The organism is Sporofaciens musculi (assembly GCF_009830285.1).
Lineage (GTDB): Bacteria > Bacillota > Clostridia > Lachnospirales > Lachnospiraceae > Sporofaciens > Sporofaciens musculi.
Genome location: NZ_WUQX01000001.1, coordinates 2,985,537 through 2,997,784 on the forward strand (window position 1 = coordinate 2,985,537; position 12,248 = coordinate 2,997,784).

The window sequence follows — 12,248 nt, forward strand, 5'->3', positions numbered from 1 at the left end:
AAGAACACAGGAACATTTACGTTTAGGCTTGCTCTGGCTATTGATAGTTTGGAGTTTTGTTCGTGTGTTCATAGTTAATTTTGATGTTTAGGCAGTTGGCAATGTTTTGTCTGCTGCCTTTTGTTTATGACGATTGTTTTTTTGAGCAGAGGGCGCACTTTATCGTGTTTCCCTCTGCTTTTTTGCGTTAAAGAAAGGATTTTGACAAAATGAAAAAAGAACAAAACTTGGCAATAGGAAGTGTACCCAAAAAGCTCATTATGTTTGCGCTTCCTTTACTGTTAGCAAACTTGCTGCAGTCCTTTTACAGTGTTGTTGATATGCTTGTTGTTGGAAATGTTGTCGGCGAAACAGGACTTGCCGCGATTAGCAATGCGTCAATGATAAGTTTTATTATCAATTCTATTTGTATCGGCGTTACTATGGGCGGTACTGTTTTAATTGCACAATATAAAGGAGCTGATGACAAACAGGCACAAGTCGAAACTGCAGGGACATTATGTGTAATATCCTTTGTTGCTTCACTTATAGTTACAATAATAGGATTGTGTGTGTATAATCCCCTTTTTCATGTTCTGAATGTTCCTATGGCTTCCATGCAAGAAGCCTGCGAATATATGAAAATCATTTGCTACGGCACTATATTTGTATTTGGGTTTAACGCTATATGCTCTATTATGAAAGGTTTTGGAGATTCTAAAAGTCCACTTTACTTCATAACGATTGCAACGATTGTAAATATTGTTCTGGACTTGATTTTAGTAGGGCTGCTTGGCATGGGAACTGCGGGTGCAGCTTATGCTACGATATTTGCACAGGCAATTTCTCTTATGGTTTCAATTATTCACTTAAAAAGGACACACTTTATCTTTGATTTTAAGCCAAAGCACTTTATTATAAAATCGGATAAATTGTTAGTTATTCTAAAAGTTGGTTTGCCTACCGCTATTCAAATGGTAGTCGTCAATATTTCTTATCTTGTGATTACAGGTATGCTCAACAATTTTGGTGTATCAGTTGCCGCTGCATCTGGTGTTGGACTTAAAATCAATACATTTGCCGGTATGCCTTGTTGGGCAATCGGACAGGCTGTAACTGCTATGGCAGGACAAAATATGGGTTCAAATGATATAGAGCGCGTAAAAAAGACAACAAAAATCGGACTGCTTTTGAATGTGGTTATTACTTTTATCGTAATTGTAACCGTACAATTATTTGCGAAGCAAATCATCACATTATTTGAGCCAGAAAGTTCAGAAGTCATTAAAGATGGAATATTGTATCTAAGGATATGTTGTGGAATTAACAGTCTGATTTATGCAATTATGTATACATTCGATTCTTTCGCTATTGGTATTGGTTCAGCAAATATCGCTATGATAAACGCTCTTTTGGACGCAGTATTTGTCCGACTTCCTGTAGGTTGGTTGTTAACTTTTGTGGTTGATATGGGATTTTCTGGCGTATATATCGGGCAAGCAATTTCTCCGATATTACCTGCAATAGTTGGTTTACTGTATTTCAAAAATAAAGCATGGGAAAAGAAAAAACTAATACCTTGTATAGATAAGGGGGTGCAGCCATGAAACATATGGAATGGTTGCTATGCCCCATATGTCACAATAAAACCCGTATCAAAATACGCGAAGATACAGAACTTAAAAAGTTTCCTCTTTACTGTCCTAAATGCAAACAGGAAATTTTAATTAACGTAAAATTGAGCAATATATACGTTATCAAAGAGCCAGACGCTTAGACGCAGAGCCGATAACATGTAGACATTGAGCTACGGTTATCGGCTCTTTTTTTAATAATAAAATCAAACTGCCGCACGACGGCAAAAGAAAAAAACCGTCGTAACGCAGATATTTTGTCACGCCTTTTTTAAGAAACGGCGGTTTTGAGAAATCAGAACCGCCTTTTCTTTTTTGAACAGGAGCTGGCGGTATCAAGGAGGTATCGCCATGCCCTTTACTATTTTCTATTCGCCGTTTAACGGTAACTTATCAAAAAAAGCCCGTCCACCGCCGGGAATCTCTCTACCCTTGAATATGAACTGTCTAATCACCTGAATACTGTTTACAATACCTATACGCCTATCCGATTTTTTCGGACAGGCGTATTTTGCTGCTCAAAAAATTTTTTGAAGAAATTTCAAAAAATCTTCGGCGTTTTTCAAAAACGCCGTATTGCCCCGCGAAAAGGGGGAAGCACCACCAACTTTCCAACGAGAAAGGAGGTGAGAATGTGGAACCTAATAGCAGGGAGTTTTACAAACAGTGTGCTTTTCAGAAGTTTTGTAATACGGTGCTGCACAATGAAGCGTGTGACGCTCACAGGGAGCTACACAGGCATAAGGCAAGGGAAGTCACCTTTTCCGATTTGCCCTTAGACGAAGCGCGGCAGCTTCATACCTTTGATGAATATTTCAAACGGGAAACCGCCGAAACCGTCTTTGAGAAAGCCGGGAAGAAAATCACGCCGAAGCTGCTTCTTGAAGCAATCCGTACTTTGCCGGAAGAAAAGCGCAAAGCCGTACTCCTGTACTATTTCGAGGGAATGAACGACACCGAGATTGCGGAGCTGTTCAATACGTCGAGAAGCACGATACAGTACAGGCGGACAAGCTCTTTTGAGCTGCTAAGAAAATATCTGGAGGAAAATGCTGATGAATGGGACGAATGGTAACGAACCCGGCTACCCGGAAAATGCCCTTGTTCCCTATCCTGTCATTGTGGCAGCGACAAAGGGCGACCCGGACGCTATGAAGATTGTCTTGCAGCATTTCAGCGGCTACATAGCCCGCCTCTCCATGCGGAAGCTGTACGACGAGCGCGGGAACGTCTATTTCGGCGTAGACCACGACATTCGGGAACGGCTGCAAGCAAAACTGATGATGGCTGTCCTCACCTTTAGGACAGAGGAATAAACCGCAGCGGCGGGACGCTTTCATTCTCACCCCCTTTTCCGTTCCGCTGCTGACGCGGGCAGCACAGCCATTTTGAACCTTGAAAAAGAAAGCGGCGCAAGATAACGGCGGCGCAGCATAGGGCAAATCGGATATGTTCCTTTTGCGCCGAGCCATACAGCGGGTGCGCCATGACGCTATCCGGGAGGGATTACCCCGCCCGGACAGCCGAGCGACCAACACCGCGCCGGAAAGCAAGTGTAGCGGCTTGCGGGCGACGACAGCGCAGAATATACAATGATACTTCCTTACAGCCACAGTCCGAGCGTTAAGAGCGTCGCAGGCAATGGGTAGGGCGGCATGAGAACCATGCCGGGGTGAAATTCCCATGAGGTTATGCTAATAACCGTCCGATTAAAGCCTTTGTTTTATTGAATAGTGGACTTGCTGCTATTCATAGACTGTATTATATTTGCGAAAGAAAGGGGGATTTTCTTTGACGCAAAACCAAACGCCCGTTACCACAACGGAGCATAAAATAGGGAAAGTTACTTACCTTGTATGTTCGTCCGCAAGTGAACACGCGACGGACACACTGGATAAAAAGATAAAGAAGCTCATACGCAAAGACATGGAGCTGAACCCCGCAAACGCCCGGAAATAGGGCGTTTCTTCACATTTTATACATGACACAGGCAGCGGTATGTGGTATAATATAAACAGTACAAATACCATGCTTGTCTGTCGTCGGAAAGGAGGACAAAATGTTACAGACAGACAAGATTACCGCTTTATATTGCAGATTGAGCCAGGAAGATATGCAAGCCGGGGAAAGCGAGAGCATACAGAACCAAAAGCTGATTTTACAGAAGTACGCTGACGAACACCACTTTTTCAACACGCGCTTTTTCGTAGACGACGGATTTTCCGGCGTGAGCTTTGAGCGTGAGGGGCTTCAAGCCATGCTGCATGAGGTTGAAGCCGGGAACGTAGCGACCGTCATAACAAAAGACCTTTCCCGTCTGGGACGTAATTATCTGAAAACCGGGGAGCTGATAGAGATTGTCTTTCCCGAATATGAAGTGCGCTACATTGCCATTAACGACGGTGTAGACACCGCAAGGGAAGATAACGAGTTTACCCCTCTGCGGAACTGGTTCAACGAGTTTTACGCCCGCGACACTTCAAAGAAAATCCGGGCAGTCAAACAGGCAAAGGCGCAGAAAGGCGAGCGCGTCAACGGCGAAGCCCCTTACGGCTACCTTATCGACCCGGATAACCGCAATCATCTGATACCCGACCCGGAAACGGCGCACGTTGTAAAACAGATTTTTGCAATGTATGTACGGGGCGACCGTATGTGTGAAATCCAGAACTGGCTGCGGGACAATGAGATATTGACCGTCGGGGAACTGCGCTACCGCAGGACAGGGAGCAAACGCCACCCCCGCCCACAGCTCAACGCATGGTACAACTGGCCGGACAAGACGCTGTACGACATTCTGACAAGGAAAGAGTATTTAGGGCATACCATAACCGGGAAAACCTACAAGGTATCTTATAAGTCGAAAAAGACGAAAAAGAACCCGGAGGAAAAACGGTATTTCTTCCCCAACACTCACGAGCCTTTGATTGATGAAGAAACCTTTGAACTTGCACAGAAGCGGATTGCCACCCGGCACCGCCCGACAAAGGTTGATGAAATTGACCTGTTTTCCGGGCTGCTCTTTTGCGGGGACTGCGGCTACAAAATGTATGCGGTACGCGGAGCCGGGACGCTTGAGCGAAAGCACGCCTACACTTGCGGCAACTACCGCAACCGGGCAAGAAATGATATGCTCTGCACTACGCATTATATCCGCAAAAGCGTATTAAAAGAACTTGTCCTTGCAGACTTGCAGCGCATAACGTCTTATGTGAAAGAGCATGAACAGGAATTTATTCAGACCGCCAACGAGTGCAGCGCAAAGGCAGTACAAAAGACGCTGACACAGCAACGGAAAGAGCTTGATAAGGCGCAGAGCCGGGTTAGCGAGCTGAATATCTTATTCCGCAAGCTCTACGAGGACAACGCTTTAGGGAAACTTTCAGATGAACAATTTGCTTTTCTGACTTCCGGCTACGACGAAGAAAAAAAGACGCTGACCCGGAGGATTGCAGAGCTGTCACAGGAAATCGACAACGCCACCGAGCGCAGCGCGGACGTGAAAAGGTTTGTCGCACTGGTACGCAAGTACACTGCCATTACCGAACTGACCTACGAAAACGTCCATGAATTTATTGACCGTATTCTTATCCACGAACTGGATAAGGAAACGAACACCCGCAAAATCGAAATCTTTTATAGCTTTGTCGGCAGAGTTGATACAGGCGACAAGCCTACCGAAAGTATCTCCTATTTCAGACAGATAGGAGCCGACGTAAAGAGTTATGCTATCTAACATACATCAAAAAGAGGTAAGATAACACCCTCTGCAAAAAAGGTATCGTTATCTTACCTCAACAAAATTCGTTCCCGTAAAACCGTCATCAATATAAACATCATATAGGATAAAGTCATCATGCTTGTTCACATATTCTGTTAAAAGTTTTCTCTGATTTCCTACACTATCGCTTTCTTCCTTATCTCCGTCCTCTCGTGATAATCTGATATAAATAGCCACGTTAAATAAGTTTGAACCTTTTTGATAAATCATTTTTCCACCTATTCAACTGCCGTACCTATGATAATATTATACCATAAAGTACGGCTTCTTTCCATTGTTTTCAAGGGTTTTATCCTCTTGATAGTCCTTTTTTTACATGAGATTTCACGATACGGACAAGCAATTCCTCTACGGAAAATTTACCTAAAAATTCCCGTTCTACGATATATTGTGCAGGTTCTTTTTTAGCCAAGTTATCAGCCCCCTTAGTCAGCTATCTATTCTCAACATACGCACATAGGCTTATCCAATATGCGTATTTTTCACAATGTTACAGAAGCAGACAGACGGCTTTGGAAAGCTCCATTAGTATCTCAACTATTCCCATTCTTGTGGGCAGAACCGCACCATGCGGACGTATCATTATTCTGTGAGGATAGGTCGTGGCAAAACGACTTTTCCAACAGTCGCTCTCGGATCACTGCGTGGGTCGCTCGCTTTCTTTTGAAAAGGTCGTGGCGTACAGTCCCCGTGGCTCGCTATCTCACAAACGTATCTGTCTGCTTTATTCAGTTGTCAAAGAGCTGTGGCGAAAGCGTGTTACTTTCATGTAAAAGCAGGTGCAGAGCAGGAAAGAGGGGATTGAACAAATCATGCTCTGCGGTTACTGCTTGTTATTCTTCTTCGATTTCTAAGGCAATATCAAACCCTAAAATCATTTTAATAAGTGCTTCTCTGATAAGTCCCTTTAACTCCATATCTACAACAATATAGACATTGCCGTATTCATCATAGAGTGGACGCAGACAGCACTTTGATATGTACGGGTCATAAAATGCCAGTATTTTTTCAATCGCTTTTTCGTCCCCGTCCATTGCCTGCGAAAGCAAGTAGTAGGACGGCTTCTTCATTGTGTGTTTCATTTGCTATCATTTCTCCTTTAGTATTTTTTTCATAAGCTCTAGTGAATTGTGTCGGTTTTGAAAAACACCACTTCTTGAAATATTTTGTCTTTTTGCAATCTCGGTATCGCTCATTTCCAAGAAATAATACATCAGCAAATTTTCTCGATTACGCTCAGACAAATGTTTCAAAGCTTCTGCCAGTTCATCATCACAAATACGAATATCACTACCACATACATTGAAAATCGTATAGTCCGTATCGTAGTCGTCCCAGACAGCCAGATTTTCTACAACGATTTCTGGAAGTTCACAAAAAAGCGTTTCTTCCTTTTGTCGTCGTTTTAATTTCTTCTGATAGTCCTTAACAACATGTCGGACAACTTTCTTCAAACAACTTTCAAAACGGCATTGAACTGTTTTCTGGAAGTCAGACGGTTTCATCAATCTCACCCCCTTTCCGTTACGACGTGAAAAGTGGTTATCCCTCTTTCCGCACCATATAGGGAACGGCAGGTGTGATTTGCTAAGTTGAAACCGAAAAAAGTCGAAAAAACTTTTTAACAAAGCAAAAACAGCCCGATAATGTGTAATTACACAAACGGACTGTTTTATAAATTCTATTGATATGAAATTTTAACTCATATAAAGGGTATAATGATTGTGATAGTGGACGGAAATATTTATCCAGTTGAGAACGGCAGAACGTTCTTCCGTATGCAATCATGGTATAGCCCCCTTTAACCAGAGCTATACCTTATTTACCCCTAAGAAAAAAAGGACAGTTCTGATTATATCCAAAACCGTCCCGTTATTTTTCAAGACGCACAAAAGTATATTATCTAGGAACGGTTTTTTTTATTTACCGCACACGATAACAGCTTTTGAATTATTACTGCATACTATATGCAATTTTAACACATTCTAAATATACAGCATGAAGTATAAACTCATGCTAGGTGATTTAAAATGAGAAAAGCAAAAGAAACACAAACTTTTGATTTCAGACCTTTAGGACTGGCAATCAGAGAAGCCCGTGAGAGAGCAGGGCTTTCTCGTAATGATTTAGGCGATAAAGTGTTCTATGGAGAACGCCATATCGCAGATATTGAAAATGTTGGTTCACACCCTAGTTTTCAATTATTCCATGATTTAGTTACCATGTTCAATATATCGATTGATGAATATTTCTATCCAGCAGAGAACGTCGTAAAAAGCACAGCTCGCCGCCAGATAGAAACCTCTCTTGATTTATTGAATGATAACGAATTAAAAATCATTCAAGGTACGATTGACGGTATCTTGAACAGCAGGGAGAGCAAGAAGTAATCAGCTTCTTGTTTTCCCTTTTTGCTATTCTGCATTATCTATTTGCTGATCTGCTCCGCAAGTAGCAAATAGTCTTAAATCAAACTTTTGTCTTTTTCGTAATCTTGTAAATATATTCTTCTGGTGTAGGACGTTTATTACCAAAATACTTTTTGAAATTTGCCTGCACCTCTGGGTCTGGACTGTTCATAGCTTCATCAATCGTCGCTTCAATATTTGTCCGAATATCAGCCAACGACACACCGCCAGCTTTTGCACCTGCTTTCAATGCTTTTTTTATATCTCGTTTTCTTAGCCCTATCATATTTCAAATAACCTTTCGTATGAATTTTCACATTAAATTCTTTTTTGATGTATCTATGATTTGTAAAGTACCTCGTTTTAATTGAAAAACTACATCAGCACGTTTCGCAACTTCACTAGAATGTGTAACAATAATCGCACATTTATTCAAATGATGTACACTTTCTTCTAAAATTCTCATAATCGACATTGCCGTATCTTCATCAAGATTTCCCGTAGGTTCGTCTGCCAAAATAATAGGTGCTTCGCTGGCTAATGCTCTTGCAATCGCTACACGTTGCTGTTGTCCGCCAGAAAGCTGTAACACATTTCGTTTCATTTCTTCTTTTGTCAATCCCATTTTTTCTAAAATCGGTTCGGGTGGCAATTTACTTGTCAACTTCACATTTTCCAATGGTGTCATATAATCAATCAGATTATATGCTTGAAAGATAAAAGAAACGTGATTACGACGATGATTTTCCAATCCCTTTTCAGCAATATCTTTTCCATTAAATAAAATCTTACCTTTTGAAGCACTATCCAGTCCACCAAGTAAAGAAAGTAATGTCGTTTTCCCACAACCAGATGTTCCCAAAATGACATATATCTTTCCTAGTTCCATTTGAGCATTGATACCATTTAGTACATTTTTCTTGTTATCATAAGAATATTTTAAATCTTGTATTTCCAAAACACCCATATTGTCTCCTTTCTACTTTGTCGGTGTAAATTCAAATATAAAGTCATTCGTATTTGCATTATCTTTTAATTCCCAATCATATTCATTTATATTTTCCATATTATTTGTTGTGTCCTCAGTTTCTAAAGTACAGCCACAAAACATTACAGAACAAACGCATATCAATAGAACTATTCCTATTTTCTTCATCACAAACTACCTTTCATTAACTCATTTTTGTCAATATTTCACGGGGCTTTAATCGCATGATTGAAATTGAAGATATCCCTGCTGAAATGACAACAATTCCAATTCCCAAAATAAATAACATAACCATTTCTTCTGATTGAACTTGAATATCTAAATCTGGCATAGTTATATTTGTATTCGCTACATCATCACTTGTACCGTTTCTATTATCGTCAACCAATCCCTCGGTATCTTCTGATATTTCAATTTGCTCTGGTGCATTTTGTAAATAACTTCCTACTTGATCTGCAACAACAGTAGCAGGGAAGTAGGAAAGGAAAAACGCAATGACTGCAATAAGAAGTACCTCTGTAATATATTGACTGATAATTGATGTTTTCCTTATTCCGACAGAAAGCAAAATTCCCGTTTCGTGAATACGAGTTCTTGACCACATTGTTAAAATAAGAGAAAGAATAATAACACTTGCAATGAAAATAATAACTAAAAATGTGGATACAAGATTAGAAATTTGTTGTAATGAGCTTGTTGCATTATCATAGTTTTCATTATTTTCTATAATAGAAAAGCCTTTCCAATCAACCGTCTTTATGTCTTTTATGGTAGAAATAATTTTCTGCATACTTTGAGGGTCAGAAATAGAAACTGTCATTTCATTAAAACCTTGAATAGCTGGACTGTTTTCTAAAGCAATGAGTGTAGCTAAATCAGCAATCATTAAATTCTGAATTTTGTCATAAGAAGTAACTTGTTCATTGATACTTTCCGTTTCATTTTGCTGAAACAAACCGACAATTTCTAGGTCAATTCCTTTATCTGTTTTAAGAATATCGCCCACTTGTATTTGATTTTTTACAGCTAAATCTTTGCTTAATATCACTTTGCCTTTATCTTGTGGGGTAATATGCCTGCCCTCAACTAAATTTATCTGTTTAGAAGTAAAATGTTTATTTTCTTCGCTTTTCCAAACACCTAAAATCTTAGTCGTATTCCTAAATTCTTCTTCTATCGGTATGTTTCCCTTAAAGAAATCAATCGTAGAAAATGCTGTAAGTGTTTCTGTTATTGCACTACAATACTGTACGCCTTTTATTTTACTTATTTCTTCAATCAAGTCTGGAGTAATTTGCTGGGTAGAATACATAATTGTACTACCATCTACCGCTTCTACATTCAAATAAGGGTTAGCTTCCGAATAATCATATCCGATTGTAAATTCTCCCCCTAAACTTTTGCGTAAATTATCTTGTGCTAATGACGAAGCCTTATCAATAGCCAACGCACTTAAAACAAATACTGCAATAAGAAAAAGAATACAAAATAGCAAAAAACTTTTTCCTTTTTTTCTGGTGGTATATAGCCAGCCACGCTTTATACAATTCATAAAAATGCCTCCTAATTTCATAATATCTGTTGCAACAACTATAAAATAACATCTCAATATGGAAGCAATATGAAATTTCAGATAAAATCAAAAAAACCTCCCACAATGAGAGGTTTCTAAAAATACAATGTAAAACACATACCTTGTAAAGCGTTCATTTGCTTAAATGTATATGTCAGATTTAATGACTTTGCTATCATATCAACGATATATAAACCAAGACCATTTCCACCGTCTTTTCTATTTCTGGCAAAATCTGGACGGTAAAATGGTTCAAACAAATGCGGAATTATACTCTCTGGAATAGGTGTACATTCATTTTTAACCATAATTTTGTTTTTTTGCAAAACTACCGAAACACTATGTCCCAATTCCGTATAAGAAACAGCATTTGATAATACATTTGAGAGTAGTTTCTCCATGTGCTTTTTTGAAGTATTTACAAGGCAAGTATCTTGAACAGTTACTTGAAAATCAATTCCTTTTGACTGTGAAATTAGTTGGTATGGTTCACAAATTTTATTTAGAATTTCCGCTAAATTAAATTCTTCGGTTTTTTCACTTCCAGCTAAAAAGTCTAATCGGGAAGTATCTAAAATTTCTTTAATCATGTGAGAAAGTCTATCTGCGATTTCTTTACACTCCAACAAATAAACATCTTTATTTTTATATTTTCCAACTCCCAAAATCATATTTTCTAAAATCGCATTTAAAGCAGTTACGGGAGTTTTCAATTCATGTGAAGCAGAACGCAGAAAATCAACTTTTAATTGTTCGGCTTCATTACTCTTTATCTTTTCATCTTCTAAATTGTTAATAGTCGTGATTAGATTTTTATATAATGTATTTACATTTGTAGCCAAGACACCTATTTCATCAAATGAATAAACAGAACATGATACCTCTTTCTTTAATTTTGCCATTTTTTCCGTCGTATCAGAAATTTCTTTAATCGGAGTTGTAATTACTCTTGAAAATAAAAAAGAGCAAATGAAAGCGATTATTATGCTAAGTATAAAAGAGAACGGAAACGCCCGTAAAATTGCTTCAGAAACAAACCTCTCTGTATTTAGAGCATTTTCAATCATAATTCCATTTTCTGATATGCTGTTTATACTTGATAACATTTGCGGAGCAAAAGTATAAATCATTATATGTGCAATAATAATGATAAATAGCATTACAGAAAATGTATAAAGAAAAATTTTAGGGAATAATTTCAATTTTTTCATAATCATATAATTTCCTCATATTTGTAGCCTACACCCTTTACAGTAATAATATTATCTATATCAAGTTTTTTTCTTAGGTTCTTAATATAAGTATCAATTATTCTGTCTGCAATAGGATAGCCGTACCCCCATAAATCATCAATAATCTGATTTCTCGTCAGTACAAGCCCTTTATGCTCTACAAGCAATTTTAACAAATCAAATTCTTTTGGAGTAAGGTCTATTTTCTCGTTATCTTTTTTCTTTGCAGTATATCCAGCAAAATCTACCACAATATCATTTATCTGTAATTGTTTCATATCACAATTTTTCCCACTACGACGCAATAACGCTTTTACTCTTTTTTCAAGCAAAATCATAGAAAATGGTTTTGTAATATAGTCGTCTACTTCTGCGTCAAAACAAGAAACTTGCGTATGTTCATTTTCGATTGCAGTTAATACAAGAACGGGAATAGAGCTATTTTCTCGAATTTCTTTCAAAACACTAATACCGTCTTTTTTAGGTAGCATAATATCCAATATTACTAGGTCAACATTATTTTCTTGTAACGTAATTATTGCTTGCACTCCGTCAAAAGCAGATAGAGTGCTATGTCCGACCATTTTCATATATTCGCTGATTGCTTCATTTGTATCATAATCATCTTCAACTACTAATAAATTTGCCATATT

General features: G+C 38.6%; 18 protein-coding genes. 8 read left to right on the forward strand and 10 right to left on the reverse strand.

What is annotated here, in order from left to right:
• The first annotated feature begins 209 nt into the window (after positions 1–209).
• The 7 genes from GN277_RS14995 to GN277_RS15025 all read left to right on the forward strand — a co-directional run bounded on the left by GN277_RS14995 (position 210) and on the right by GN277_RS15025 (position 5,349).
• Positions 210–1,586 (forward strand): MATE family efflux transporter, encoded by a 1,377-nt coding sequence (locus GN277_RS14995; protein ID WP_159751723.1) that lies wholly within the window; start codon positions 210–212, stop codon positions 1,584–1,586.
• On the forward strand, positions 1,583–1,756 hold the full coding sequence (locus GN277_RS15000; protein ID WP_159751724.1) for a cysteine-rich KTR domain-containing protein: 174 nt from the start codon (positions 1,583–1,585) through the stop codon (positions 1,754–1,756). The genes GN277_RS14995 and GN277_RS15000 overlap by 4 nt, the downstream gene beginning before the upstream one ends.
• A 491-nt stretch (positions 1,757–2,247) precedes the next feature.
• Positions 2,248–2,688, forward strand: a complete 441-nt coding sequence (locus GN277_RS15005; protein WP_159751725.1) for an RNA polymerase sigma factor — start codon at positions 2,248–2,250, stop codon at positions 2,686–2,688.
• The gene (locus GN277_RS15010) at positions 2,669–2,929 is read left to right on the forward strand and encodes a helix-turn-helix domain-containing protein (RefSeq protein ID WP_016289899.1); all 261 of its coding nucleotides are present in this window, start codon (positions 2,669–2,671) and stop codon (positions 2,927–2,929) included. The genes GN277_RS15005 and GN277_RS15010 overlap by 20 nt, the downstream gene beginning before the upstream one ends.
• Before the next feature lie 133 nt (positions 2,930–3,062).
• Complete coding sequence (locus tag GN277_RS29485; RefSeq protein ID WP_204162752.1) at positions 3,063–3,209, forward strand: hypothetical protein; 147 nt, start codon at positions 3,063–3,065, stop codon at positions 3,207–3,209.
• Between the two features lie 195 nt (positions 3,210–3,404).
• Positions 3,405–3,572, forward strand: a complete 168-nt coding sequence (locus GN277_RS15020) for a transposon-encoded TnpW family protein (protein ID WP_029676856.1) — start codon at positions 3,405–3,407, stop codon at positions 3,570–3,572.
• Between the two features lie 100 nt (positions 3,573–3,672).
• Positions 3,673–5,349, forward strand: a complete 1,677-nt coding sequence (locus tag GN277_RS15025) for a recombinase family protein (RefSeq protein ID WP_159751726.1) — start codon at positions 3,673–3,675, stop codon at positions 5,347–5,349.
• A 48-nt stretch (positions 5,350–5,397) separates the two neighbouring features.
• Here GN277_RS15025 and GN277_RS15030 read toward each other — a convergent pair whose 3' ends face one another.
• The 4 genes from GN277_RS15030 to GN277_RS15045 all read right to left on the reverse strand — a co-directional run bounded on the left by GN277_RS15030 (position 5,398) and on the right by GN277_RS15045 (position 6,899).
• On the reverse strand, positions 5,398–5,604 hold the full coding sequence (locus GN277_RS15030; RefSeq protein ID WP_159751727.1) for a recombinase family protein: 207 nt from the start codon (positions 5,602–5,604) through the stop codon (positions 5,398–5,400).
• Between the two features lie 79 nt (positions 5,605–5,683).
• The gene (locus tag GN277_RS30935; protein ID WP_002323371.1) at positions 5,684–5,806 is read right to left on the reverse strand and encodes a hypothetical protein; all 123 of its coding nucleotides are present in this window, start codon (positions 5,804–5,806) and stop codon (positions 5,684–5,686) included.
• A gap of 421 nt (positions 5,807–6,227) precedes the next feature.
• Positions 6,228–6,476, reverse strand: a complete 249-nt coding sequence (locus GN277_RS15040) for a helix-turn-helix domain-containing protein (RefSeq protein WP_002323370.1) — start codon at positions 6,474–6,476, stop codon at positions 6,228–6,230.
• Between the two features lie 6 nt (positions 6,477–6,482).
• Positions 6,483–6,899: an RNA polymerase sigma factor gene (locus GN277_RS15045; protein ID WP_118591622.1), complete on the reverse strand. Its 417-nt coding sequence runs from the start codon at positions 6,897–6,899 to the stop codon at positions 6,483–6,485.
• Between the two features lie 525 nt (positions 6,900–7,424).
• Between GN277_RS15045 and GN277_RS15050 the strand changes: the two genes are divergently transcribed.
• Complete coding sequence (locus GN277_RS15050) at positions 7,425–7,784, forward strand: helix-turn-helix transcriptional regulator (protein ID WP_159751728.1); 360 nt, start codon at positions 7,425–7,427, stop codon at positions 7,782–7,784.
• A gap of 79 nt (positions 7,785–7,863) precedes the next feature.
• On the opposite strand, the gene GN277_RS15055 is transcribed toward GN277_RS15050, so the two are convergent.
• The 6 genes from GN277_RS15055 to GN277_RS15080 all read right to left on the reverse strand — a co-directional run bounded on the left by GN277_RS15055 (position 7,864) and on the right by GN277_RS15080 (position 12,245).
• The gene (locus GN277_RS15055) at positions 7,864–8,088 is read right to left on the reverse strand and encodes a hypothetical protein (RefSeq protein WP_159751729.1); all 225 of its coding nucleotides are present in this window, start codon (positions 8,086–8,088) and stop codon (positions 7,864–7,866) included.
• 27 nt (positions 8,089–8,115) lie between these two features.
• Complete coding sequence (locus GN277_RS15060; protein ID WP_159751730.1) at positions 8,116–8,769, reverse strand: ATP-binding cassette domain-containing protein; 654 nt, start codon at positions 8,767–8,769, stop codon at positions 8,116–8,118.
• 12 nt (positions 8,770–8,781) lie between these two features.
• Complete coding sequence (locus GN277_RS15065) at positions 8,782–8,958, reverse strand: hypothetical protein (protein WP_159442381.1); 177 nt, start codon at positions 8,956–8,958, stop codon at positions 8,782–8,784.
• 16 nt (positions 8,959–8,974) lie between these two features.
• Complete coding sequence (locus tag GN277_RS15070) at positions 8,975–10,342, reverse strand: ABC transporter permease (RefSeq protein WP_159751731.1); 1,368 nt, start codon at positions 10,340–10,342, stop codon at positions 8,975–8,977.
• 116 nt (positions 10,343–10,458) lie between these two features.
• Positions 10,459–11,574: a sensor histidine kinase gene (locus tag GN277_RS15075; RefSeq protein ID WP_244324732.1), complete on the reverse strand. Its 1,116-nt coding sequence runs from the start codon at positions 11,572–11,574 to the stop codon at positions 10,459–10,461.
• A gap of 2 nt (positions 11,575–11,576) precedes the next feature.
• The gene (locus GN277_RS15080) at positions 11,577–12,245 is read right to left on the reverse strand and encodes a response regulator transcription factor (protein ID WP_159751733.1); all 669 of its coding nucleotides are present in this window, start codon (positions 12,243–12,245) and stop codon (positions 11,577–11,579) included.
• Positions 12,246–12,248 lie beyond the last annotated feature (3 nt).